This is a genomic window from Couchioplanes azureus (genome assembly GCF_014648355.1).
In the GTDB taxonomy this organism is placed as follows: Bacteria; Actinomycetota; Actinomycetes; order Mycobacteriales; family Micromonosporaceae; genus Actinoplanes; species Actinoplanes azureus.
In genome coordinates this window covers 49,067-73,448 of the sequence record NZ_BMQY01000010.1, presented here as the reverse complement: position 1 = coordinate 73,448, position 24,382 = coordinate 49,067, and the positions used below count along the sequence as shown (strand labels likewise).

Genomic DNA, 24,382 nt, shown 5'->3' with positions numbered 1-24,382 from the left:
TTTGGAGAAAGGCTCGGTATGACCCTTCCCGCAGGCGTCTCCCGGCGCAGCGTGCTCGCCGCTGCCGCCGCCGGTGCGGCCGCGCCCGTCGTCGCCTCCGGCGCCGCCGGCGCGCAGACCGGCAGCTCCGGCGCCAAGACATACGATCTGACGGTGCTCGGCACGTCCGACACCCACGGCAACGTCTACAACTGGGATTACTACAAGGATCTCGAGTACGACGACAGCGCGCACAACGACGTCGGCGTCGCCAAGCTGGCCGCGCTGGTCAACCGGATCCGCACCGAGCGGCGGGGCAAGGCGACGCTGGTGCTCGACGCCGGCGACACCATCCAGGGCACGCCGCTGGCCACGTACTACGCGAAGCAGGAGCCGATCACCGAGACCGGCGAGCGGCACCCGATGGCGCGGGCGATGAACGTGCTGCACTACGACGCGGTCACGCTGGGCAACCACGAGTTCAACTACGGCCTGCCCCTGCTGAACCTGTGGATCCGCCAGCTCGGCTTCCCGGCGCTCGCGGCCAACGCCGTCGACGCGAAGACCGGGCGGCCCGCCTTCACGCCGTACGTGATCAAGAAGGTCTGCCTGGGCCCGGGCGCGCCGACCCTGCGGGTGGGCATCCTGGGTCTCACCAACCCGGGCGTGGCCATCTGGGACAAGGCCAACGTCGAGGGCAAGCTCGTCTTCAAGGACATGGTCCAGACGGCGGCGACCTGGGTGCCGGTCATGCGCGCCCGCGGCGCCGACCTGGTGCTGATCTCCGCGCACGGCGGCGACAGCGGCACCAGCAGCTACGGACCCGAGCTGCCGAACGAGAACCCGAGCGCGCTGATCGCCGAGCAGGTCCCGGGCATCGACGCGATCCTCTTCGGCCACGCGCACCGCGAGGTCGCGCAGCGCTTCGTGACGAACGCGCAGACGGGCGCGCAGGTGCTGCTCGCCGAGCCGTCGAAGTGGGGCCAGCGGCTCACCCGGATGGACTTCACGCTGGTCCGCGAGCGTGGCCGGTGGACCATCACGGAGAAGAAGGCGGAGTCGCTCAACACCAACACCGTCCCCGAGGACCCGAAGGTGCTCGCCGCGGTGCGGTCACAGCACGCCAAGACCGTCGCGTACGTCAACCAGGTCGTCGCCACGTCCACCCAGGAGCTGTCCGCCGCCGAGTCGCGGTACAAGGACACGGCGATCCTCGACTACATCAACAAGGTGCAGACTGACACGGTGACCGCGGCGCTGGCCGGCACCCCGCACGCGTCACTGCCGGTGCTGTCGATCACGGCGCCGTTCAGCCGGACCGCCGTCTTCCCGAAGGGCGACGTCAAGATCAAGGATGTCGCCGGGCTGTACATCTACGACAACACGCTGGAAGCGGTCATCCTCACGGGCGCGGAGCTGCGGACGTACCTGGAGTTCTCGGCCCGGTACTTCGTGACGCTGCCGGCCGGCGCGACCCCGGACCCGGCCACGATCAGCGACCCGGCGGTGCCCGACTACAACTACGACGTGTTCTCGGGCGTCGACTACGACATCGACATCAGCAAGCCGGTCGGCTCCCGCATCACCCGCCTCGACCACGCCGGCGCCCCGGTCGCGGCGGACGCCCGCTTCGTGGTGGCGGTGAACAACTACCGGCGCAGCGGCGGCGGCAACTTCCCGGGCATCGTGAAGGAGCAGGTCTACAACGCCCAGCAGGAGATCCGCCAGCTGCTGATCGACTGGGCCCAGGCCAAGGGCGAGATCAACCCGGCGGACTTCTTCACGCCGAACTGGCGCCTGGTCCGCGACGGGGTCCCGGTCTTCCCCGCGAGCTGACCTTCGCCGGTCTTGCGGTCTCTCCGGCGGGCCGAGCTTCGCCGGTCTTGCGGTCTCTCCGGCGGGCCGAGCTTCGCCGGTCTTGCGGTCTCTCCGGCGGGCCGAGCTTCGCCGGTCTTGCGGTTTCCGGAAGGCCGGCGATGCATTCGTCGTGGCGCACCCCGGCCCCCAGGGTGCGCCACGACAAGTCCGCGGTCAGCTGTCTTCGAGCGGCCTCCAGTTGCCCTGGTCGTCGGAGTTGACCAGCACCCGGCCGGTACGCCCGTCGCTGAGCTTCAGCTCGCACAGGAAGTCCCGCCGCCCGCCGACCCACTCGCCCGCGGCCCGGCAGTCGGCCGAGTCCGCGCTGACGTTCGCCTTCTCGAGCTGCCCGTCGTGCAGCACGTTCTCCTCGAGCGCCGCGACCGTCGCACCCTCGCGCACGCTCAGGTACACCGGCACACCGACGGAAACGGCCATCACCAGCCAGAAGAAGGAGCTGACGGCCATCATGACCCCGAAGGTCACCCAGTACGGCGCCACACCGTTGCGTCCCCGCCGCGCCTGACTCGACCGGCGGGCCGCCGAGATCGCACCGAACGCACCGAAGAAGAAGGTGAACGCGGCGACCGGCCACACGGCCGGCGCCTGCGCCCGCGGCGCGTTCCGCATCTCCTCCGGGTACGGCACCAGCAGGCCACCGACCTGCGGCACGACGCCGAAGGGCGTGACGACCAGCGCGTCGGGCTCGCCGCCCGGGACCGGCGCGGCGGGCGCCGGGGCGTGCGGGGTGGCCCACGGGGGAGCGGTCGGGTACGCGCTCGGCGGATAGGCGGCCTGCTGCGGCGCGGGATCGGCCTGGTGCAAGACCTCGGGGTAGGCGCTCTCCCCAGGGTGCTGAATGCCGGGGAAAGCGGTCGCGTCGTGAGCGCCGACCTCGGTGTCCTGCTGACCCTGGTACCAGTACGGCTCCACCTGGCCGGGCACGGCCGGATCGGCGTACGCCACGGGCTCGGGGTAGCCCGCGCCCTCCTGCGAGTAGCCCGCGGCCTGCGGGTATGCCGGCGTGGCCTCCTGCGAGTAGCCCGCGGCCTGCGGGTATGCCGGCGTGGCCTCCGGCGGGTAGCCCGCGGCCTGCGGGTATGCCGGCGCCGCCTCCGGCGGGTAGCCCATGGCCTGCTCTGGGTAGACCGGTGCGTCCTGCTGGGGATAGCCCGGCAAGCTGTGGCTCGGCAGGGTCTGCTCCGGCACGGCGTAGCCCGGCGCGCTGTGCTGCGCGTACTCGGTGTGCTGGTATCCGGCCGGCGGATACTGCCCATGACCCGCGGCGAGGTGCGGGTGTTCCGCGCTCGCGGGGCCGTACGGGGTCTGCGTGGTCATCCAGGGGGCCTTTCCGGTAGCAGCTCGGGTGCAGCCGTGCCAGCCCCCTCCATCGGCGGCCACACCGCCGACTTGAGTACTTGCCGGGAGGCGCCCACCCGAGTACCGGCGGCCCGGCCCGGGTGCGCGATCGCACCGGCCAGCCAACTCGGCACCGGGTGACCGCGCTTGAGCGGTCCGCCGCCTGGGTCGACGGCCGCCGGGTCGACGGCTTCCGCCGCCTGGGTCGACGGCCGCCGAGTCGACGGCTCCGCCGCCTGGGTCGACGGCCGCCGAGTCGACGGCTCCGCCGCTTGGTGCGGCACCCGAGGAACCGCGGCTGAGCCGGGCCGGCCCTGCTCGACGGCTTCCCGTGCGAGTGGGTGGTCGTGCCGGTCAGTTGGTGCCGGTGTTCACGCCGCCGGTGTCGGTGCCGCCGGCGTCACCGCCCGTGCCGTCGCCGTCGCCGTCACCGCCGCCGCCGGTGTCGTCGGTCGTGGTGGGACCGGGGTCCTCCGGTTGCGAGGGCTCCGGCGGATCGACGACGGGCGGCTTCGCGCTGGTGGTCGTCGGGGCGGTGGTCGGCGTGCGCGTGGCCGTCGGCGCGGTCGAGGGTCGGTTGGTCTTGGTCGGCACGTTGGGTTGCGGCTGCGACCCGTCCTCCGGCGGCGGGGCGACGGTGGTCTCGTCCTCCGTCGGCGAGAGGGATTCCTCGGTGTCGTCGGCCGGCTGCGAATCGCCGGGGACCACCGCGGGCGTGACATTCCCGCGCTTGTCGTTGCCCTTGTCCGCCAGCCAGATGGCGGTGCCCAGGCCGCCCGCCAGCAGCAGCAGGACGATCACCGTGAACAGCACGGCGAGCTGGCTCTTCGACTGCCGCTTCGGGGCCGGTGCCGCGGCCGGCGCGCCCTCCAGCAGGCCGCGCTGCACCGGCATGGTGCGACCGCCGGCGGCCGGGCTGATCGGGCGGGTCAGTGCGGTGCCGGTCAGGAACTGCCCGTCCGCGCGGGTGCCGGGCCCGGCGGGACCGCTGAGCGCGGCGGCGCCGGCCGCAGCGGCGCCGGCCGCGGCGGGCCGGACGAGCGCCGTACGTGTCAGGCTCGTGCCGGTCTGCGCCGGCCCGTGCCAGTCCAGGGCCTCCGCGGCGGCCAGCGCGGCCTGGGCGAACTCGGCGGCGCTGGCGAACCGGTCCGCCGGATTCTTCGCCATCGCCTTGGCGATCAGCTCGCGCACCGCCGGGGGTGCCAGGCTCTCGGGCAGCGGCTCGGGCTCGTCCTCCAGGTGGTGCAGCGCCACCTGCAGGGCGTTGTCGCCGTCGAACGGCGGAAAACCGGCGATGCAGTGGTACGCCACCGCGCCGAGCGCGTAGATGTCCGTCGCGGCGGTGACGTTGCCCTTCGCCACCTGCTCGGGCGCCATGTAGAGGGCGGTGCCGACGATGGCGTTGAGCGCGGTCACGCTGGTCACCGCGGTGGAGCGGGCCACCCCGAAGTCGACCAGGATGACCGCGCCGTTCGGCTTGACGATGAGGTTGCCCGGCTTCACGTCACGGTGGACGGTGCCGTTCTCGTGGGCGGCGTGCAGGGCGTCGGCGGCCTGCGCGACGATCGACATGGTCTCGGCGACGCCGAGGCGGCTCTGCTGCTTGAGCCGGGCGGAGAGCGGCTCCCCGTCGACGAACGCCATGACCAGATAGGCGCACCGGTCCTCGTCGTCGGCGTCCCCGGCGCTGTAGTCGTACACCTCGACGACGCCGGGGTGCCGGAACGCGGCCATCATCCGCGCCTCGCCGTAGAAGCGGGCGGCGAACTCGGGGTCGGCGAGCATGGCGGCGCGCAGCACCTTGACGGCGATCGTCCGGCCGAGCACCACGTCGGTGCCCCGCCACACGTCGCCCATCCCACCGGTGGCGATGCGCTCGTCCAACCGGTAGCGGTTGTCCAGGAGACTTCCCGAACTGAGCACCAGCGGACCTATCTACTCGGGTGTCGCCACGACCTGATCATGATGGCTCGATGGGCTCGGGCCGCGCCCCACGATACAGATTCCACGCATCCTCCGGCGAGGTCGGTGGGTGGCGGAAAGTGCACACCGAACGGCGTCGTCAACCCGGCGGAACGGCCAGAATCGGGGCCCTTCGGCCGCCTCTCGCCACTCACCGAACACGGGGAGTGACTCGTCGTGGCGAGGGGTCGCGGCCCGATCGATGGAAAGCGATCCACGACACGTCCGGACCGCAGCGATGACGCCCGGAGCGGCGGGAACACCGGCACCGGAGCCGAGGGCGGACCCGCCCGGGGGAGCGGGCGGGACCGCTGGGTGGGCGGCCGGTGAGCCGCCCGGGGGAGCGGGCGGGGACCGCCGAGGTGGTGGCCGGTGACGTGCCGCGGTGGCGGCCGGTGGCCCGCCGGGCGGCAAAGGGCTCCGTCCGGCGGGTCACCGGCCGGGGCTTCAGGCGCCGTACGTGGGCGTCGCGACGATGGCGGTCTCGGCCATCTCGAGCTGCTCGTTCTCGGCCCGGCGCTCCGCCGCGGCCCGGGCGGTCGCCGCCGCGGTCCAGCCCAGGGCCACGCCGATCAGGCTGGCGCCGAGGATCACGCTCCACGGCAGGCCCGGCCTGCGGCCCGCGAGGGCGTCGGCGGCCCGGTGCGCCCGGGCCCAGGCCTCGTCGGTCGCCGCGTTCATCCGGGCGCTGGCCTTGCCGGCCAGCCGCTGGCTCCGCCTGGACGCCTTCCCGGTCAGCTTGTGGCTCCGCCTGGACGCCCGGCCCGCCAGTTCATGGCCGTGCCTCGATGCCTTGCCGGCCTGCTTCGATGCCTTTCCGGCCAGTTCCGCGGCCTTCGCGCCCGCCAGGCTCGCGGTGGTCTTCCCGGCGTCTCTGGCGCTCTCGCCGGCCGACGCCATGGCCGACGACAGGTAGTCCCAGGCCTCGGCGGCGGTGCGCTCGGCCGTGCTCTTGCGGGAGAACATCGTCTCTACCTCCTGCGATCGCCGTGTCCGGCGCTCGGTCATTGCCCTGGGAGGTGCCCACCCCGGACGGTGCGCAAACGTGCCGTGAACAGCAGTGGGCCGTCGGGTGTGGACGGCCCGGGAAGCGAAATCCGGTAGACCTCGTGGGTACGCTTGATCCGGATTCAGGGGTGGCACACAGCCACCTGTCAGGTTCGAGCACTACGGTTCGGTGCAGTTTCACCGAACCCCACGGGGGTAGTAGACGCCGCCCCCGGCGAGGAGACGTCCGCAGTTCAGCGGAGCCCCTCGTGCGAGGAGATGACGCCCGGGAATCCCGGGCGGGTGGAGGTAAAGGCGTGACGTTGTCGATAGCGACGTCGATGAGGTCCACCGGAGTGGTGGAGGTTTCACCCCGGGGTGAGATCGACGTCGAGAACGCGTACGAGATCAAGGACGCCGTGGCGCAGCAACTGGCCGCCGGCACAGCGCAACGCATCGAGCTCGACATGCACGGCGTCACCTTCATCGACTCCGTGGGCATCTCCGCCCTCGTGGCCGCTTTCCAGCTCGCCAGCGTGAGCGGGGTGAAGCTGGTCGTCACCCGTCCGAGCCGGTTCGCTCACCGGCAGTTGTGGGTGACGGGCTTGCTGGGCCTCTTCGGCGCGCCCGAGCCGTGCACCGACTGCGGAGATCCCGCGCACCGGCCGGTCGTCTCCGGCGCCTGATCGTGGCGTGACGCCGGCCGGACTCAGATGGCCGGCGTCTGGACCACGATGTTCTCCAGATTGATCTTCACGTCGGTGGCCTCGCCGGGCGCCCGGATCGGCGTCACGACCGCGTAGCCCTCCGCCAGCGCCGCCAGGTCGGTGCCCGGCTCGAGCGGTTCGTCGGCCGCCTGGACCGCCGTACGGACGAAGCCCTCGCCGGCTTCCGCGATGCTCATCTGCACCTGGCCGAACCGGGCCAGGCGGGCGCGGCGCAGGCCCCGGATGCCGTCGACGTGCAGGTCGGGCACGTTCACGTTCAGCACGGTGCCCGGCGGCGTGTGGGTCAGCGTCGGTAGCAGCTTCACCGCGAGCTCCGCGGCGCTGCCCCAGTGGCGCTTCTCGTCGTCCGCCTTGTCCAGGTCGGCGATGGCCTGGCCGCCGCTGGCCGCCGTGCCGTTGGCGGGGGAGAGCACGTCGAGCGAGACCGCCAGCCCGTGCAGCCCGGCGTGCGAGGCCGTCAGGGTGGCGCCGACCGTGCCCGAGTGGACCACCGCCGCGCCCGCGTTGGCGCCGCGGTTGATGCCCGAGAGCACCACGTCCGGGGCGGGTCCGAAGGCGCCGCGCATGGCCAGCAGCACGATGAAGGCGGGCGACGCGGCGACCCCGTACGCGGGCACGTTCTTGACCCCGGGCAGCTCGCGCGGCTCCACGCAGATCTGGCCGTTCTTCTCGACCGCGGTCATGGCGGCGCTGGTACCGCTCGCCTCGGTCATCGGCGCGGCGACCACCACGTCGAAGCCCTGGCGTGCGGTGGCCCGGGCCAGCCACCGGATGCCGGGAGCATCGATGCCGTCGTCGTTGGTGATCAGGATGCGTGGCGTCATGCTGTGCCCCTCCGGCATGCTCTCCTGGCCCTGGTGGCGGCCGTTGACTGCGAGCGTGGTCGGGGTCTGGTGCAGTCGGTCATGCGGGCACCTTCGCGTCGACGGGCGTCAGCCGTACCCGCTCGGTGAGCACCTGGACGGCGTCGATGCGGCCCGTCCCGAGTCCGTGGCGGGTGACGTTGAGGGCGCCGGCGGCGGCGCCCGTACGGACAGCGTCACACAGCGTCCCGCCCTGTGCCAGCACAGCGGCCACTCCCGCGGTCATCGAGTCACCCGCGCCGCGGGACTCGGCGGCCACCATCCGGGGCATGTCGACCTCGTAGACCGTGTCCTCGATCAGGGCGAGGGCGCCCTCGTCGGCGCGGGACACCAGGGCCATCTCGGCGCCGTCGTCGTGCAGCTTGAACAGCGCCTTGGTGATCGCCTCGGTCGAGTCGTCCGCGATCAGGCCGTCGCGCAGCAGCTCCTCGTGGCTGACCTTGACCACGTGCGGGCGGGCCTCGAGGGCGGCCGTCAGGTGGGCGTCGGACAGGTCGATGATCACCTTGCAGCCGTTGGCGCCGAGGTCGGTGGCGAGACGCCGGTAGACCTCCGCGGGTACGACGGACGGATGCGCCGGACCGCTGAGCACGGCGATGCCCGCCCGTAGGCCCTCGGCGAGCGCGAGGCTGTAGAGCTCGTCCATCTCGTGCCGGGACAGCGGCTGGCCCGGATCCTCGGCCAGCTCCTGGCGCTTGCCGCTGCGGCGGTCGTGCACGTACCAGCCCGTACCCGACTCGCGCTTGATGGTCTTGAGTGTGACGCCGTGGAACTTGAGCAGCGGCTCCAGCACCCGGCCGACCTCGCCCCCGGCGGCCGCGCAGAGGGTGACCTGTGCGCCCAGCAGGGTGATCATCCGGGCCTGCCAGACGCCCTGGCCGCCGGGATGCACGTGCAGCTCCGGTTTGTCGTGCTGCTGCTCGATGGTCACGGTGAGCTGGGGCGCAGGCACGAATACCATGACCCCTTTGTTACCCATGGGCACAGTCTTACGCCATTGGCCAGGAGTGTGGGCCTGATCCGGAATTTACGGCCGCGGGCCGGGCGCCGACCTGCTCAGGACACGGACCCGGTGAGCTCGCGGAGCGCGGTGGCCAGATCCGGGCGGCCGCGCAGCAGGTCCTCGAGGCGCGCGCGCCACTTGCCGGCCTCGACGTCGGCCGTACGGCGGCCGCGGTCGCCGCTCTCCAGCGGGGAGGAGCCGCTCTCCAGCGGGGAGGAGCCGCTCTCCAGCGGGGAGGAGCTGCTCTCCAGCGGGGAGGAGCCGCTCTCCAGCGGGGGGAAGCCGCTTTCCAGCGAGGCGGCCAGGAGTCGCTGGCGGGTGTTCGCCAGTTCGCCGTACATCTCGGCGCCGAGGCGGCTGAGGACCCGGGCGGAGAAGGCGTCGTGGTCCGGTCCGCCGGCCGCCCTGACGAAGGCGCGGGCGGCGTCCCAGGCGACCTGCGCATGGTGGATGACCGGCTGGCCCATGGCGTCCTCCGCTGTCGGCTAGTCACCCAGTGTAGAGACGCGGGTGGCCCGAGGGTCACCAGCCGACGGGTGTGCAGGAGCGGCCGTCGGCGCCGACCGGCTCCACCTGCAGCGTCGCGTGGTCGATGTGGAAGTCGTGGTGCAGCGCCTCGCGGGCGCAGGCGAGCACCGCGCCGAGCTCGGCGGCCGGTTCCAGGCTCAGGTGCGCCGAGGCGACGTCCATGCCGGAGGTCAGCGTCCAGACGTGCAGGTCGTGCACGTCGCAGACGCCGGGCACGGCGGCGAGCCGGTCGCGGATCCGGGTCATGTCGAGATGCTTGGGCGCCGCCTGGACCAGGATGCGCACCGCGGAGCGGCCCAGGGCGAACGTGCGCGGCAGGATCATCAGGGCGACGCCGACGGCGACGATCGGGTCGGCGTAGGACCAGCCGGTGACCGCGATGACGCCGGCCGCGACGATCACCCCGGCCGAGCCGAGCAGATCGCCGACCACCTCCAGGTAGGCGCCGCGCACGTTGAGGCTCTCCTGCGCGCCCGAGCGCAGCAGCGCGAAGGCGACGAGGTTGACCGCCAGGCCGCCGATCGCGACGAGGAGCATCGGGCCGGCGGGGACCTGCGGCGGCTCGCTGAACCGCCGGACCGCCTCGACCAGCACGAAGATCGCGACCCCGGTGAGCAGCAGGGCGTTCGCCAGCGCGGCGAGGACCTCGAGGCGATAGAGCCCGAACGTACGCCGGGAGTCGGTGCGCGCGCGGCCGGCGGCGTGGATCGCCGCGAGGGCCATGGCGATGCCGAGGACGTCGGTGAACATGTGGCCGGCATCGGAGAGCAGCGCGAGGGAGCCGGTGAGCAGGGCGGTGACCGCCTCCACGACCATGAAGCCGGCCAGCAGTCCCGCGGCCCACCACAGCCGTGGCCGATGCCGCTCGCCGGCGCGCAGCGCCTGACCTCCGTGGTCGTGACCGGCTCCCATGAGCCCACCTTCCGTCGGGCCGTCCCGCCCCGGCCAATATATGTTCACATCGCTATGTATGCAACTTGAACCCGATTGTCATCTCCGGGGTATCCCATCGACGACAACCGAACCCGTGTGGAGGGATCACGCCCGTGTCCAGACGCACCCTCGCGATTGTTGCCCTGACCACGCTCGCGCTCACCGCCGCCGCGCCGTCGGCGCCCGCATCCGCCGCGCCCACCACCGAAGGGGTGATCGCCGCGCCCATCGGTCCGTCGCGCGCTACCGGGGCGATCGCCGCGCCGGGCGCCGCCCGCGGCGGTCTCGCGCCGGACGTCATCCGCCTGCCGAACGGCTTCCAGCCCGAGGGCATCGCCATCGGCAGGCTCCCGTACGCCTACTTCGGCTCGCGGGTGGACGGCGACATCTACCGCGCCAATCTGCTCACCGGCCGTGGCAAGGTGATCAGCCAGGGCCCCGGGACGCCGTCGCTGGGCCTCAAGCTCGACGGCCGCGGCCGGCTCTTCGTCGCCGGCGGCAGGGGCGGCGACGTCCGCGTGCTCACGGCCTCCGGGCGCCTGCTCCGGTCCTACGCGCTACAGGCCGGCCCCGCCTTCGTCAACGACGTCGTGCTGACCGGGCACGCCGCGTGGTTCACCGACTCCGCGAACCCGGTGCTGTTCAAGCTTCCGCTGGGCCGGTACGGCGCCCTGCCGTCCCAGGCGGTCCGCGTGCCGCTCACCGGCGACATGGTCTACACCACCGGCACCAACGCCAACGGCATCACCGCCACGCCGGACGGCCGGGGCCTGATCGTCGTCCAGTCCAACACCGGCAAGCTCTTCCGGACCACGTACGCGGGCGTGACCACCGAGATCGACCTGGGCGGCGAGTCGGTGCCGAACGGCGACGGCATGTGGCTGCGCGGCACCACCCTCTACGTCGTGCAGAACCGCCTCAACCTGATCGCCGAGATCAAGCTCGACCGGCGGGCCGCCAGAGGCACGGTCGTCAGCCGCACGACCAGCCCGGCGTTCGACGTCCCCACGACGATCGCCGAGTACGGCAAACGCTTCTACCTGCCCAACGCCCGCTTCACGACCACACCGACCCCCGGCACGCCCTACACGGCCGTGGCAATCCGCCGGCCCTGACCGCCGCGGCGATGCGGAGCGAGCCGGGTCGCCCACTTCCGCACGACGAAGGGTCCGGGGATCCGCTCATGAGCCGCCAGGCGAATGGATCTCCGGGCCCGGCCTCGGCGGGAGCGACGGTCCGCACCACGCACGGACCTGCGACATCAGGCCCGTGAATCTGATCTTGCTCCGGCCAGGGACTCCCACTCCACCGTGCCGATGGTCGTGAGTCGCTGCGTCGCGCGGGACAAGGCCACATACAGCGTGCGGATCCCGCTGGCGTCCGTGGCGATCTCGGCGGGTTCCACCAGCACCACCGCGTCGTACTCCATGCCCTTGGCCTCGAGCGCGGTCACCACCCGCACCCGTTCCGGCAGGCCGGCCACCCACGCCGCCATCTCGCCGCGTCTCGGCACCGGCGTGATCACCCCGATGGTGCCGTCGACGTCGGCCAGGTGCTTCTCCACCGCGTGCCGGGCGACGGCCGGCAGGTCCGCCGCCGCGACGATCTGGTCGACCGGTTCCACGCCCGTGCTGCGCACCGCCCGGGGGAGCGGCAGATCCGGCATGATCGTGCGGATCACCCGGGCCGCCACCGCGAAGATCTCCGAGGAGTTGCGGTAGTTCGTGGTCAGCGCGTAGGTGTTGCGCTTGCGGGAGCCCAGGGCCCGGTCGCGGGCCCGGTCCAGCTCCGCGACATCGCCCGGCCAGGCCGTCTGCGCCGGGTCGCCGACGATCGTCCAGGACGCGTACGCGCCGCGGCGGCCGATCATCCGCCACTGCATCGGGGACACGTCCTGCGCCTCGTCCACCACCACGTGGGCGTAGTCGCGGTAGTCCTCGTCGCGCCGCACGGCCTGCGCGCGGGCGGCGGCCTGGCGGTCGGCGTACGTGCTGACCTCCTGGATGCCGTCGCGCACGTGGAACGGGTTCTTGGTCTTCTGCTGCGGCTTGCGGGGACGCCCCATCAGCTCGTCGAGCTCGTCGAGCAGCGCCACGTCGGCGATCGTGGGGCCGTGCTCGGCGAGACCGTCGAACGACCCCTGCAGCAGCGCGATCTCCTCCTTCGACAACAGCCCGTTCGCGTACGACCGCAGCCGGCCCGGATCGGCCAGCCACCGCAGCACCCGCATCGGCGTGAACCGCGGCCACCACGCGCGCAGGAAGTCCCGGAAGTCGGCGCGGTCGGCGAGCTCCGCCTCGAACTCCCGCTTCTCCGGCAGGTTGCGGATCGCCTGGCGGGCCTGCGCCCAGAGCGCGTCGAACACCCGGTCGAAGCCGGTGCCGCGGACCTCGTTGCGGCGGGCGCCGCGCGGCAGCGCCTTGCGTCGGATCCGGTCCAGCTCGCCCGCGTCGAGGCGCAGCAGCGTGCCGCGGTAGAGCAGGCGCAGCTCGGTCGGGCCGCCGGGCACCGCGTCGTGCGAGGCGCGTTCGAGGACCCGGCGCATCCGCAGCGAACCCTTGACCGCCGCGACCGCCGTCGGGTCGACCCGGCCGGTGTCGTAGCCCGGGACCAGGGAGCCGAGCGAGCGCAGCGTCGCGGTCTCCTCGCCGAGCGACGGCAGCACCGTGGCGATGTAGTCGACGAAGACCCCGGACGGGCCGACCACGAGGATCCCGCCGCCGGCGAAGCGGCTGCGGTCGGAATACAGCAGGTACGCCGCGCGGTGCAGCGCGACCGCGGTCTTGCCCGTGCCCGGACCGCCGGTCACGATCGTCACGCCGGACGCGGGCGAGCGGATCGCCTCGTCCTGTTCACGCTGGATGGTCGCGACGATGTCGCGCATGCCGCGGCCGGTGGCCTTGGAGAGGCTGGCCAGCAGCGCGCCGTCGCCGACCACCCGCAGGTCGGCGGGCGCCGCCTCCGGGTCGAGCAGGTCGTCCTCGATGCCGGTGACCCGCTCCCGCACCGACTGGATCATCCGGCGCCGCACCACGCCCAGCGGATCGGCGGGCGTGGCCCGGTAGAACGCGGCCGCGGCCGGCGCGCGCCAGTCGACCACCAGCGACTGGGAGTCCTCGTCGCGGATGCCCATCCGGCCCACGTAGTGCACCGCGCCGGGCTTGGCGTCGACGGCCTTCATGTCGAGGCGCCCGAAGACCAGGCCCTCGTACTCGGTGTCGAGGGCGTGCCGGCGCCGCGCCGCGTGGAAGACCATCGCGTCGCGCTCGACCAGGGCGCCGAACGTGCCGACCCCGGCGAGCTGGTAGCCCTCCTTCTCGGCGCGGGACGCGTCCCGGCGGAGCTCGGCGAGGCGGGCGTACACCCGGTCGACGTGCTCCTGCTCGACGGCGATCTCCTGCTGCAGGACGTGGGCGTCGCTCAAGTCGGTCATGCTCCCCGCTTGTGGATCGGCTGGCTGCCGCCCTACGTCCAGCCGGGCGAAGGGGGCAATCGAACTTACTCCTGCCCGTACCCGCAGTCGACGGCGGCACGCCCGTTCCCGCGCGGTCCGCCCGCCGGGAACCGATGCCGTCCGCTCGCGGGCATCCGTTCATCCTCCCTGCTCCAGCGGCGCGATCGGGCGTATTTCGCGGTCAGGCGGCCTGGTCGTAGCCGGCCCGGCGGAGCCGGACGCCGCGGCGGTGGCGCTCCGCGCGGGTGCTCCGGGCCGCCTTGGCGACGACGGCGTTCAGGGCCGCCGTGACCTGGCCCGGGCGTTCCATCATCAGCATGTGCCCGGCGCCCGGACAGACGGTGAGCTCGGTGCCGGTCAGCGCCTGGGCGATCGACTCCGCGCAGGCGGGCGGGGTCAGCCGGTCCTTGTCGCCGACCAGGGCCGCCGCCGGCACGTCGCCCAGGGCGGCGAGCGTGTGCAGGCGCTGCTGGGCGCCGACCGAGGCCCGGAAGCCGCCGATCGACCGCAGCGAGGCCCGGCCCACCGCCGACATGGTCAGCTCCAGGTCGCCCGGCTCGTGTTCCTCACCGAAGAGCAGCCAGCGCACCCCGGGCCGCAGGGCGGGCAGCATGGCCCGGTGCGGGCGCCACGCGCCGAGGCGGGCCAGGGCGGCGGCGCCGGTCTGCTCCGCCGCCCGCAGGAACGGGGTCAGCGAGGTCGGCAGGCCGTAACAGGTGTGGGTGGCGCCCTCGGCGGTGGTGGAGACGAACAGCAACCCGGCGATCCGCTCGGCGAACTCCCGCGGGTACGAGTCCGCGTACTCCATGATCGTCATGCCGCCCATCGAGTGCCCGGCCAGCACGACCGGGCCGGCTGGGGCATACGCGTCGATCACCTCCGCGAGGTCGTCGCCGAGCTGTCGCAGCGTGGCCGAGCGCAGCCGCGTGGTGCTGGACCGGCCGTGCCCGCGGGCGTCGTACGCGACGACTCTGGTGTTCGTGCCCTCGAGGGCCCGCAGCTGGTAGTGCCACGTGCGCCGATCCAGACACCAGCCGTGCAGGAAGACGACGGTCACCGGCGCGTCGACTGGACCGGACGTCTCGACATGCAGCCGTACGCCGTCGGCGAGAGCGAACTCCGAACGTTCGGGCATGGGCACCTCCGTGTATCGCACGGCCCCGCAGTACCCACGGGTAACAATCATCACGCGCCCCGCACAAAATTGCCACCAGAGAACGAAAATGTTTCGGGAAGTCGACAGGAGGCTGTCGCCGGAAATCGGGATGTGCCTCCGACCGTCTGCCGGCCGGCCGGGTCTCGGGAAGAATCGGTGTCATGTCGGGTCCTACCCCTGCTCCAGCCCCCGCACCCCGGCCGCTGCCGCAGGCCGTGATCGCGCCCACCGACTCGACGACCGCGCCGGACGCGACCGCGCCGGCCGCACCGGGCCCGTGGGTTTCCTCCGCCGCGCCGGTCTCTCCGGCCGCGCCTGTTTTGCCGGCCGCGCCCGTTTCGCTGGCTATGGGCGGCGGGGCCGGTCCTGCGGGGGTGCGCACGCCTGGAGGGTGGTCCGCTTCCGCCGAGCCGGCGCCTGTCCGGATCACCCGGCCGGCCGACGCCCTGGCGGAGCTGATGGCCGGCAATCGCCGCTTCGTCACCGGCCGTCCGGAGCACGGTCATGACGTGTCCGCGGCCGCGGCCGCCTCCATCGGTCAGCTTCCGCACGCGGTCGTGGTGGGCTGCATCGACTCCCGGGTCCCGCTCGAGGCCATCTTCGACCAGACCTTCGGCTCGATCTGCGTGATCCGCTCCGGCGGCCACGTCGTCGACCGCGCGGTGCTGGGCTCGGTCGGCTTCGCGGTCTCCGCCCTGAAGGTGCCGCTGATCATGGTCCTCGGCCACGTCCGCTGCGGCGCGGTGGACGCGACGGTCTCCGCCCTGCGCACCGGCTCCCGCCCGGACGGCGACGTGGGCTACCTGGTCGACGAGATCGCCCCGGCGGTGCGCGGCGTAGGCCTCGACGACCCCGACGTGACGGCGAAGGCCATGCGGGCACACGTGGTCCGCACCGTACGCCGCATGCGCGACGTGGCAGGAGTCCCGGAGTCGGTGGCCGCGGGCACGGTGAGCATCGCCGGAGCGGTCTACGACCTGGACACCGGCCGGGTCGAGCTGCTGACCTGATCCGCGCCCCGACGTCGAGCGGCGGGCCGGTGCCTCGGGCCGGCCCGAGCGGGCCGACCTGATCTCTGGGCGGGCCGGGAGCTGCTACTCGGTCGCCGGAAGGCCCGGGAGCGCCTCGTCGGTGCGCTTTGAGCCGTTATGCCGGGTTGCGCCCGTAGGTCGTTCCTGGCCTGGCGAATGCCAAAAGGCGCTCCCCGGGCATCATGCCCGGGGAGCGCCTGGAAGCCTGTGCGGCTCATCCCCTCGAAGCGCGGCTCATCCCCTCGGAGAAGAACTCAGCCTCCGAGAAGAGATGACCGGCCTTCGACGAGAGGCCCGGCAGAAGAGAGAGCCAGCCTTCGAGGACAGGCTCAGCCCTCGAAGACGCCCGCGTCGACGAGGCGCTTCTCGGTGGCGGCCCAGCCGTGCTCCGGGAAGTTCTGCTCGTAGCTCTGCAGCTCCGCGCGGATCTTGGCGCCGTGGCCCGCCGCGGCGAGGGAGCGGATCTCCTCGATGAACGCGTCCGAGTCGGTCTTGAGGTGCGCGGTCCTGCCGTTGGTCAGGTTGCGCACGTACGCGAACCGGCCGTTCGCCAGCGGGATGAGGTACTTGAACTCACCGAGCACGCTGAGGGCGCCACCCTGGCCTGCCTGGCCGGCGCGGACGGATGCGCGGGCGGTCTTTGAGGTGTTGCTCGCCACGGCGGTACTCCTTGGGAAAGAACGGGTGTCGGCATAAAACGCCGGAGCAATCTTACACGACCGTCTCTGGGCCGCACCGCGGGAGCGGGCTGGTCCGTTAGGTCAGGTGTGCCACTACGGCCATTCACATGTCGATATTGCGGTTTCTCTGGCGCACCATCCGTACCACCCGGCATCATGGAGCACGATCAACCGCGGTCGAGGTCGTAGGGGAAGACGCACCTCGGTCTCCGGGAGGTCACCGTGCCAACGTGTGGCGTCGTATACGTCCACTCGACCCCACTCGCCGTGTGCCAGCACGTCGAGTGGGCGATCGCGCGCGTCCTGACCGCGCCGGTCACCTTGCACTGGACTGCGCAGCCGGTCGATCCCGGCATGCGGCGGTCCGAGTGCAGCTGGACCGGAAGGCCCGGCACTGGCGCCGAGCTGGCTGCTGCCCTCCGGCAGTGGCCCATGATCCGTTTCGAGGTCACCGAGGAGCCGAGTCCCGGCATGGACGGGGAACGCTTCATGCACGTCCCGGGCCGCGGCCTGTTCCGCGGCACGATCGGCGCCTCCGGCGACATCCAGATCGGCGAGGACCGCCTCCGCGCGATCATGGCCTCGGCGCGTGCCCCGGAGGCGCTGTCGCACGCCCTGGACAAGGCGCTGGGCACCGCCTGGGACGCCGAGCTGGAGCCCTACCGCTACGCCGGCGACGGCGCCCCGGTCACCCTCCTCACCCGAGTCGGCTGACCGAAGGGCCCGGAGCCGCCGGACACCCGGTGGCTTGCCGGGAACCTCGGGGCGCGACGTAGGGTGGGCGACGGCCGGGCCGCGTGGCCGGTTTGTCGATGTCCGGGCGGAGCTGGTCCAATGGCGAGCGTGAATAGGGCGTTTCGCGTTGCTGTGGCCGTACCCGTCGGATTGGTCCTGGCCGCCTGCGGCAGTGACCCGCCCGCGCAGCCTCAGGCCGACCCGGCGGCCGCGTCCGCCCCCGCTCCGGCATCCCCGAGCGTGCCCGCCAGCGTGGTGCCCGTCTCCGATCCGGCCGTCCGCGCGCGGGAGACGGTCAGGACCCTGAGCGACGTCCAGCTCGCGGGCCAGGTGCTGATGCCCTATGCGTACGGTGACCGCGCCGACCGGGTCGATGCCGCGGCCACGGCCGGAAACCAGCGGCTGGCCGGTGTGGACACCCCCGCCCAGATGGTCGCGAAGTTCCACCTCGGCGGCCTGATCCTCGTCGGTTTCGTGCCGGGTGATCCGACCGGTGCCACCAACCCGGCGACCAATGTCGACACCCCGCAGCAGGTGCGCGCGCTCACCGACGGCCTGCAGGAAGCCGCGCGGAAGCTGCCCGGGGGAGCGCCGCTGCTGATCGGCACGGACCAGGAGTTCGGGGTGGTCACCCGGATCAAGACCGGCACCACCCAGCTGCCGTCGGCGATGGCGTTCGGTGCCGCCGGGCGTCCCGCTCTCACGGAGGCCGCCTGGCGCGCCGCCGGCACCGAGCTCGCCGCGATGGGCGTGAACCTCGACTTCGCCCCGGTCGCCGACACGCTGGGCCCGGCGGGCAGTTCGGTCATCGGCTCCCGCGCGTACGGTGCCGATCCGGTCGCCAACGGTGCTCAGGTGGGGGCGGCCGTGCGCGGTCTGCGGGCCGCCGGGGTGTCCGCCACGCTGAAGCATTTCCCGGGGCACGGCCACACCACCGGCGACAGCCACGACGAGCTTCCGGTCGTGGGGCAGAGCCCGGCGGCCTGGGAGAAGGCGGACCGTCCGCCGTTCGAGGCGGGCATCGCCGCGGGCGCGGATGCGGTCATGTCCGGTCACCTGGACGTGCGGGGCCTCGACAAGGGTGTCGCGGCGACGTTCTCGCGCAAGATCATGACGGATGTGCTGCGCGGCCGGCTGCGGTTCGGCGGGGTGGCGATCACCGACGCGATGAACATGGCGCCGGCGATGAAGCTGCCGCCCGGCACGGCCGCGGTGCGGGCCCTGAACGCGGGCAACGACATCCTGCTCATGCCGCCCGACATCGCCGCCGCGCGGGACGGCATCCTGGCGGGGCTGCGCAGCGGGGAGCTGAAGCGGGAGCGGCTGGTCGAGGCGGTCACCCGCATCCTCACCCTGAAGTTCCGCACCGCTGTGGCGCAGCCCGCCCTGTCCGTTCTCGAATCGCCCGCGCATCGGCAGGCGGTCGCCGAGGTGAGCGCCGCGGCCGTCACCGTCCTCAAGGGGCGCTGCACCGGTCCGCTGGTCGGCGGCCCGGTCACCGTCACCGCCTCCGGCGGCCGGGAGAGCGCGCGGGTCGCTCTCGCCGACGCGCTGCGCCAGGCCGGCGTGCCGGTCCAGGAAGCGGGTGGCAAGGTCGTCCACCTCGTCGGGTACGGGGACAGCGCCGCCGACCTCAGCAGCGGGGCGGAGGCCACCGTGGTGATGGACACCCCGTACCTGCTGGCCGCGGCGCGCTCGCCGGTGCTCGTGGCCACGTACTCGTCGAGCCGGGCCTCGTTGACCGCGCTGGCGGCGGTGATCGCCGGCAAGGCGAAGGCGCCGGGCAGGTCGCCGGTTCCGGTCAAGGGACTGCCGCGCAGCGCCTGCGGATAGGACGAAAGGGGCGCTCCCGCCGGGAGCGCCCCTTTCGCCGTGTTTCGTCAGAGCGGGATGTTGCCGTGCGCGCCGCGCGCGGCCGGGGCGGCGGCCAGCGCCTCGGCCAGCCGGCGGCGGGTCTCCTCCGGCTTGATGACGTCGTCCACGACGCCGATCTCCAGCGCGCGGTTGACCCCGCCCGCCGTGGCGATCTGCTCCTGGATCAGCTGCTCGCGCAGCGCGTCGCGCTCCTCGTGCGGCGCCGCCGCCAGCTTCTTGCGGTGCAGGATGTTCACGGCCGCGCTCGCGCCCATGACCGCCACCTCCGCGCTGGGCCAGGCGAAGACCGCGGTCGCGCCGAGCGAGCGGGAGTTCATCGCGATGTACGCGCCGCCGTACGCCTTGCGCGTCACCAGGGTGACCCGCGGGACGACGGCCTCGGCGAACGCGTGCAGCAGCTTCGCGCCGCGGCGCACGACGCCGTCCCACTCCTGGCCCAGGCCGGGCAGGTAGCCGGGCACGTCGACCAGCACGATCAGCGGCACGCCGAGCGAGTCGCACATCCGCACGAACCGGGCCGCCTTCTCGGCGCTGGACGCGTCGAGGCAGCCGCCGAGGCGCAGCGGGTTGTTGGCGATCACGCCGACCGTACGCCCGGCGAACCGGCCCAGGGTCGTGACGACGTTCGGCGCCCACTTGCCGTGCAGCTCCACGCCCGGCTCGTCGAGCAGCGCCTTGACCACCGGCTTGACGTCGTACGCCCGGTTGGCCTCGGAGGGCATCGCGGCACCCAGGTCGTGGCCCTCGTCGGCGCCGTCGGGGACGTCCGCCGGGGTGAGCCGGCCCTGGTGGCCGAGCAGGACGGTGAGCTTGCGCGCCTGCTCGAGGGCGGCCGCGTCGTCCTTGGTGGTGATGTGCACGACGCCGGAGCGGCGGCCGTGCGGCTCCGGGCCGCCCAGCCGCTCCATGTCGACCTGCTCACCGGTGACGCTGCGGACCACCTCGGGGCCGGTCACGAAGATCCGGCCGCCCTTGCTCATGATCACGATGTCGGTCAGCGCCGGGCCGTACGCGGCACCGCCGGCCGCCGGGCCGAGCACCACGGAGATCTGCGGTACGCGCCCGGAGGCCCGCACCATCGCCGCGAACACCTGGCCGACGCCGTCGAGGGCGACCACGCCCTCGGCGAGGCGGGCGCCGCCGGAGTGCCAGAGCCCGAGCACCGGCACCCGCTCGCGGACCGCGGTGTCGATGGCGTCGACGACGTGCCGGCAGCCCTCCATGCCCATCGCGCCGCCCTGGCGGGTGGCGTCGGTGGCGAAGGCGATCGCCGGCGTGCCGTCGACCTCGCCGCGTGCGTACAGCACGCCCGAGTCGTCCTTGGGCGCGAGCAGGCGCAGGGAGCCGCTGTCGAAGAGCGCGCGCAGGCGCGCCTCCGGGTCGCGGTGGTCGACGACGGTCGCGTCGGCCGGGGTTGAGGTCGTGGTCACGGCGTTCTCCAAGCTGGGATGAGGGGTCACGCGCGGGTGAAGACGAGCGCCACGTTGTGGCCGCCGAAGCCGAACGAGTTGTTCATCGCGGCACCGATCTCGAGCGGGCGCGCCTTGTGCGCGGCCACGTCGAGGTCGAGCCGGTCGTCCGGGTCATCCAGGTTGATCGTCGGCGGGACGACGCCGTCGCGGATCGCCAGGATGGTGGCGATCGACTCGAGCGCGCCCGCGGCACCGAGCAGGTGACCGGACATCGACTTGGTGGAGGTGAGCACCGGGTGGTCGCCGACCGCGGCCCGGATGCCCTTGATCTCGCCCATGTCACCGACCGGGGTCGAGGTGGCGTGGGCGTTGACGTGCGCGATGTCGGCGCCGGTGAGCCCGGCGTCGCGGATCGCCCTGGTCATCGCGCGGATACCGCCGAGGCACTCCGGGTGCGGCTGGACGATGTCGAAGCCGTCCGAGGTGATGCCGGCGCCGGCGAGGCGGGCGTACACGGTGGCGCCGCGCGCGGCGGCGTGGTCGGCGCGCTCGAGCACGAGCGCGCCCGCGCCCTCGCCCAGCACGAAGCCGTCGCGGCCCTTGTCCCAGGGGCGCGAGGCCCGTTCCGGGTCGTCGTTGCGCGTCGACATGGCGCGCATCGAGGCGAAGCCGGCGATGGGCAGCGGGTGGATGACCGCCTCGGTGCCACCTGCCACGACCACGTCGGCCCGGCCGGAGCGGATCAGGTCGAGACCCAGCGCCATCGCTTCCGCGCCGGTGGCGCAGGCGCTGGCCATGGAGTGCACGCCGGCCTGCGCGCCGAGCTCGATGCCGACCCAGGCGGCGGGGCCGTTGGGCATGAGCATCGGCACGGTGTGCGGACTGACCCGGCGCGGCCCGGAGGCCTCCAGGATGTCGTCCTGGTCGAGCAGGGTGGTGGCGCCGCCGATGCCGCTGCCGAAGCTGACGGCGAGCCGCTCGGGGTCGAGACCGGAGTCGGCCAGGCCGGCATCGGCCCAGGCCTGGTGCGCGGCGATGAGGGCGATCGCCTCGGAGCGGTCGAGCTTGCGCAGCCGCACCCGCTCCAGCACCTCGGAGGGGTCGACGGCGAGCGCGGCGGCGATGCGTACGGGCAACTGCCCGGCCCACTCCTGGGTGAGCGCACCCACCCCGGAGCGGCCGTTGAGCATGGCGTCCCAGGTGGACGCGACGTCCCCGCCGAGCGGGGTCGTCGCGCCGAGCCCGGTGACGACGACGTCTGTGGAGCTCATGTCAGTGGTTCGCCTCGATGAAGGAGACGGCGTCGCCGACGGTCTTGAGGTTCTGCACCTCGTTGTCGGGGATCTTGACGCCGAACTTCTCCTCGGCGGCCACCACGACCTCGACCATGGAGAGCGAGTCCACGTCCAGGTCGTCGGTGAAGGACTTCTCCTCGGCGACGTCGTCCGGGTTCACCCCGGCGACCTCCTCCAGGATCTCGGCGAGGCCGGAGGTGATCTCAGCGCGGGTAGCCATTGTTCGGTGGTTCCTCTCGATGGTGGGTGAGAACTCGACGGACGGCCGGACCGCTGCTCAGGGGCAGCGGACGACCTGCCCGGCGTAGGTGAGGCCGCCGCCGAAGCCGAACAGCAGCACCGGGGCGCCCGAGGGCACCTCGCGGCGCTCGATCAGCTTGGACAGGGCCAGCGGCATGCTCGCCGCGGAGGTGTTGCCGGACTCGACGAGATCCTTGGCGACGACCACGTCCGGGCCCAGGCCCAGGCGCTTGACGATGCCGTCGATGATGCGGGTGTTGGCCTGGTGCGGCACGAACGCCGCCAGCTCCTCGGGCTTGACCCCGGCCCGCTCGAGGGTCTGCAGCGCGAACGGGGCGAGCGCGGTGGTGGCCCAGCGGAAGACGCTCTGGCCCTCCTGCTGGATGTACGGCCGCCAGCCCTCGATGCGCAGCACGTCGCCCTTCTCCGGGGCCGAGCCCCAGAGCACCGGGCCGATGCCGGCCTGCTCGCCGTCGGCGACGCCGGTGACCACCGCGGCGCCGGCAGCGTCGCCGAACAGGACGGCGGTGCTGCGGTCGCTCCAGTCGATCAGGTCGGACAGCTTCTCGGCGCCGATCACGATGGCGTTACGGGTGGCGCCGGCGCGGATCGCGTGGTCGGCGGAGGCCAGCCCGTACGAGAACCCGGAGCAGGCGGTGTTGAGGTCGTACGCGGCCGGCGCGGTGATGCCGAGCCGGGCCGCGACCCGGGTCGCGACGTTCGGACAGCGGTCGACGGAGGAGCAGGTGGCGACGATGACCGAGTCGATGTCGGCGGCGGTCAGCCCGGAGCTCGCGAGCGCCTTCTCCGCGGCGAAGGTGGCCATGTCGGCGACCGACTCGGAGTCCGCGATCCGGCGCTCGGCGATGCCGACCCGGTCGCGGATCCACTCGTCGTTGGTGTCGACGATCGTGGCGAGGTCGTCGTTGGTGACGACACGCGAGGGCTGGTAGTGGCCCATCGCGACAATGCGGGAACCCGCTGTCATGGTGCTCCTCCTTCGGCCGCGATTGGCGGGGTCACTCCTGGTGCCCGCCGATGCGGGCGACCGGCTGGCCGGGGGCCACCGGGTCGTCGTGGTGGGCGAGCCACTCGGTCAGCACGCCGGCGGCGTGGGCGCTGACCTCGACCGGGCCCTGCCGGGTCACCACGCTGCCGATCACCTGGCCGCTGCGGACGGCCGCGCCCTCGTCGAGGCCCTCGGCCGGCTGGAACGTGCCGGCGCTGCTGGCCACGACCACGCGGAACACCGGCGTCGGTTCGAGGCTGGGCACCATGCCGTGCCGGGCGATGAGGTCCCGCGCGGCGGGGAGGTCGTCCGGGGTGTTGAGGGTGACGATCTCCGGCGCGTGCTCGCCCTTGAGCTCCCGCTTCACCAGGCCGGCCAGGGTGCCGGCGGGCGGCAGCTCGACGATGCCGGTGACCCCGAGGTCGCGCAGGGTCCGCATGACCAGGTCCCAGCGCACCGGCGCGGTCACCTGCCGGACCAGGCGCTGCACCATCTCGCGGCCGCGGACGACGGCGGCGCCGTCCAGGTTCGACAGCAGGATGCGGCCGGGGTCGGCCACGGTGACGCCGCCGGCCACGGCGGCCAGCGCCTGCTCGGCCGGGGCCATGTACGGGGTGTGGAACGCGCCGGCGACGGCCAGCGCCCGCACCCGGGCGCCCTCGGGCGGCTCGGCGGCGAACTTGGCGAGCGCGTCGACGGCGCCCGCGGCGACGATCTGGCCGGCGCCGTTGCGGTTGGCCGGGTAGAGGCCGTGCTGCTCGATCGCGGCGACCACGGTCTCGGCGTCGCCGCCGAGCACGGCGCTCATGCCGGTCGGTTCGAGCGCGCAGGCGGCGGCCATCTCGCGGCCGCGGACGCCGGCGAGGGTGATCGCCGCCTCGGCGGGCAGTACCCCGGCGAGCGCGGCGGCGCCGAGCTCGCCGACGCTGTGGCCGGCGACCAGGCCGACGTCGTACAGCGGAAGGTGCTCGCCGGCGAGCAGGGCGGCGGCGACGAGCAGGGGCTGGGTGCGTGCGGTGTCCTTGATCTCGTCGGCGTCGGCCTGGGTGCCGAGGTGGATCAGGTCGAGGCCGGCGAGGGCGGACCACCACTTGAGGCGCGCCTCGGCGCCGGGGAGTTCGAGCCAAGGGGAGAGGAAGCCGGGCTTCTGGGAGCCCTGGCCGGGCGAGAGTACGGCGAGCACGACCTCGACTCTTCCGGATGCGAGTGGGTTCCGCGGTTGCCGCGGGAGACCAAACCCTACGACTCGCGTTGTGGGGATCCTACAAACCACCCCCTGATTTGTCCCTTGGGTGG

Annotated in this window: 21 protein-coding genes; 6 read left to right on the top strand and 15 right to left on the bottom strand. The window is 73.1% G+C overall.

All coding sequences use genetic code 11. The features are described from left to right. Positions 1–18: 18 nt before the first annotated feature. Complete coding sequence (locus IEY99_RS28170; RefSeq protein ID WP_189207109.1) at positions 19–1,815, top strand: bifunctional metallophosphatase/5'-nucleotidase; 1,797 nt, start codon at positions 19–21, stop codon at positions 1,813–1,815. A 195-nt stretch (positions 1,816–2,010) separates the two neighbouring features. On the opposite strand, the gene IEY99_RS28165 is transcribed toward IEY99_RS28170, so the two are convergent. From IEY99_RS28165 to IEY99_RS28155, 3 genes are all read right to left on the bottom strand, one after another. After that, positions 2,011–3,174: a hypothetical protein gene (locus IEY99_RS28165; protein ID WP_189207108.1), complete on the bottom strand. Its 1,164-nt coding sequence runs from the start codon at positions 3,172–3,174 to the stop codon at positions 2,011–2,013. A gap of 375 nt (positions 3,175–3,549) precedes the next feature. Next, positions 3,550–5,118, bottom strand: coding sequence for a serine/threonine-protein kinase (locus IEY99_RS28160; protein WP_189207107.1), 1,569 nt, complete (start codon positions 5,116–5,118; stop codon positions 3,550–3,552). Between the two features lie 486 nt (positions 5,119–5,604). Beyond that, positions 5,605–6,123 (bottom strand): hypothetical protein, encoded by a 519-nt coding sequence (locus IEY99_RS28155; protein ID WP_189207106.1) that lies wholly within the window; start codon positions 6,121–6,123, stop codon positions 5,605–5,607. A 338-nt stretch (positions 6,124–6,461) separates the two neighbouring features. On the opposite strand from IEY99_RS28155, the gene IEY99_RS28150 reads away from it, so the two are divergent. After that, positions 6,462–6,830: an STAS domain-containing protein gene (locus IEY99_RS28150; protein ID WP_189207105.1), complete on the top strand. Its 369-nt coding sequence runs from the start codon at positions 6,462–6,464 to the stop codon at positions 6,828–6,830. A 23-nt stretch (positions 6,831–6,853) separates the two neighbouring features. Here the strand turns inward: IEY99_RS28150 and surE are convergent, their stop codons facing one another. The 4 genes from surE to IEY99_RS28130 form a co-directional block, all read right to left on the bottom strand. Then, on the bottom strand, positions 6,854–7,696 hold the full coding sequence (surE, locus tag IEY99_RS28145; RefSeq protein WP_189207104.1) for a 5'/3'-nucleotidase SurE: 843 nt from the start codon (positions 7,694–7,696) through the stop codon (positions 6,854–6,856). Positions 7,697–7,775: 79 nt separating this feature from the next. Continuing rightward, positions 7,776–8,696 (bottom strand): 1-phosphofructokinase family hexose kinase, encoded by a 921-nt coding sequence (locus IEY99_RS28140; RefSeq protein ID WP_189207103.1) that lies wholly within the window; start codon positions 8,694–8,696, stop codon positions 7,776–7,778. A gap of 95 nt (positions 8,697–8,791) precedes the next feature. Then, positions 8,792–9,205 carry a hypothetical protein gene (locus tag IEY99_RS28135; protein WP_189207102.1) on the bottom strand — a complete coding sequence of 138 codons (414 nt, stop codon included), beginning with the start codon at positions 9,203–9,205 and terminating at the stop codon, positions 8,792–8,794. 55 nt (positions 9,206–9,260) lie between these two features. Beyond that, complete coding sequence (locus tag IEY99_RS28130) at positions 9,261–10,178, bottom strand: cation diffusion facilitator family transporter (protein WP_189207101.1); 918 nt, start codon at positions 10,176–10,178, stop codon at positions 9,261–9,263. Positions 10,179–10,312: 134 nt separating this feature from the next. Between IEY99_RS28130 and IEY99_RS28125 the strand changes: the two genes are divergently transcribed. Next, positions 10,313–11,314: an SMP-30/gluconolactonase/LRE family protein gene (locus IEY99_RS28125; RefSeq protein WP_268245153.1), complete on the top strand. Its 1,002-nt coding sequence runs from the start codon at positions 10,313–10,315 to the stop codon at positions 11,312–11,314. Between the two features lie 146 nt (positions 11,315–11,460). Here IEY99_RS28125 and IEY99_RS28120 read toward each other — a convergent pair whose 3' ends face one another. Beyond that, positions 11,461–13,623 carry a HelD family protein gene (locus tag IEY99_RS28120; protein ID WP_189207260.1) on the bottom strand — a complete coding sequence of 721 codons (2,163 nt, stop codon included), beginning with the start codon at positions 13,621–13,623 and terminating at the stop codon, positions 11,461–11,463. Between the two features lie 211 nt (positions 13,624–13,834). Then, on the bottom strand, positions 13,835–14,788 hold the full coding sequence (locus IEY99_RS28115; protein WP_189207100.1) for an alpha/beta fold hydrolase: 954 nt from the start codon (positions 14,786–14,788) through the stop codon (positions 13,835–13,837). A 479-nt stretch (positions 14,789–15,267) separates the two neighbouring features. Between IEY99_RS28115 and IEY99_RS28110 the strand changes: the two genes are divergently transcribed. Continuing rightward, on the top strand, positions 15,268–15,819 hold the full coding sequence (locus IEY99_RS28110; protein WP_229799346.1) for a carbonic anhydrase: 552 nt from the start codon (positions 15,268–15,270) through the stop codon (positions 15,817–15,819). 350 nt (positions 15,820–16,169) lie between these two features. On the opposite strand, the gene IEY99_RS28105 is transcribed toward IEY99_RS28110, so the two are convergent. Further along, positions 16,170–16,499, bottom strand: a complete 330-nt coding sequence (locus tag IEY99_RS28105) for a hypothetical protein (RefSeq protein ID WP_189207099.1) — start codon at positions 16,497–16,499, stop codon at positions 16,170–16,172. A gap of 243 nt (positions 16,500–16,742) precedes the next feature. On the opposite strand from IEY99_RS28105, the gene IEY99_RS28100 reads away from it, so the two are divergent. Next, positions 16,743–17,234, top strand: a complete 492-nt coding sequence (locus IEY99_RS28100; RefSeq protein WP_189207098.1) for a DUF3145 domain-containing protein — start codon at positions 16,743–16,745, stop codon at positions 17,232–17,234. 120 nt (positions 17,235–17,354) lie between these two features. Next, on the top strand, positions 17,355–19,088 hold the full coding sequence (locus tag IEY99_RS28095) for a glycoside hydrolase family 3 protein (protein ID WP_189207097.1): 1,734 nt from the start codon (positions 17,355–17,357) through the stop codon (positions 19,086–19,088). 47 nt (positions 19,089–19,135) lie between these two features. Here the strand turns inward: IEY99_RS28095 and IEY99_RS28090 are convergent, their stop codons facing one another. Genes IEY99_RS28090 through IEY99_RS28070 form a run of 5 tightly spaced genes read right to left on the bottom strand, consistent with a single transcriptional unit; the run spans position 19,136 to position 24,269 of the window. Beyond that, positions 19,136–20,560: an acyl-CoA carboxylase subunit beta gene (locus tag IEY99_RS28090; protein ID WP_189207096.1), complete on the bottom strand. Its 1,425-nt coding sequence runs from the start codon at positions 20,558–20,560 to the stop codon at positions 19,136–19,138. Positions 20,561–20,586: 26 nt separating this feature from the next. Next, positions 20,587–21,813 carry a beta-ketoacyl-ACP synthase II gene (gene fabF / locus IEY99_RS28085; RefSeq protein WP_189207095.1) on the bottom strand — a complete coding sequence of 409 codons (1,227 nt, stop codon included), beginning with the start codon at positions 21,811–21,813 and terminating at the stop codon, positions 20,587–20,589. A gap of 1 nt (position 21,814) precedes the next feature. Beyond that, on the bottom strand, positions 21,815–22,057 hold the full coding sequence (locus tag IEY99_RS28080) for an acyl carrier protein (RefSeq protein WP_023359558.1): 243 nt from the start codon (positions 22,055–22,057) through the stop codon (positions 21,815–21,817). A gap of 57 nt (positions 22,058–22,114) precedes the next feature. Next, positions 22,115–23,065, bottom strand: a complete 951-nt coding sequence (locus IEY99_RS28075; RefSeq protein ID WP_189207094.1) for a beta-ketoacyl-ACP synthase III — start codon at positions 23,063–23,065, stop codon at positions 22,115–22,117. Between the two features lie 31 nt (positions 23,066–23,096). Continuing rightward, positions 23,097–24,269, bottom strand: a complete 1,173-nt coding sequence (locus tag IEY99_RS28070; RefSeq protein ID WP_189207093.1) for an acyltransferase domain-containing protein — start codon at positions 24,267–24,269, stop codon at positions 23,097–23,099. Positions 24,270–24,382: the final 113 nt, after the last annotated feature.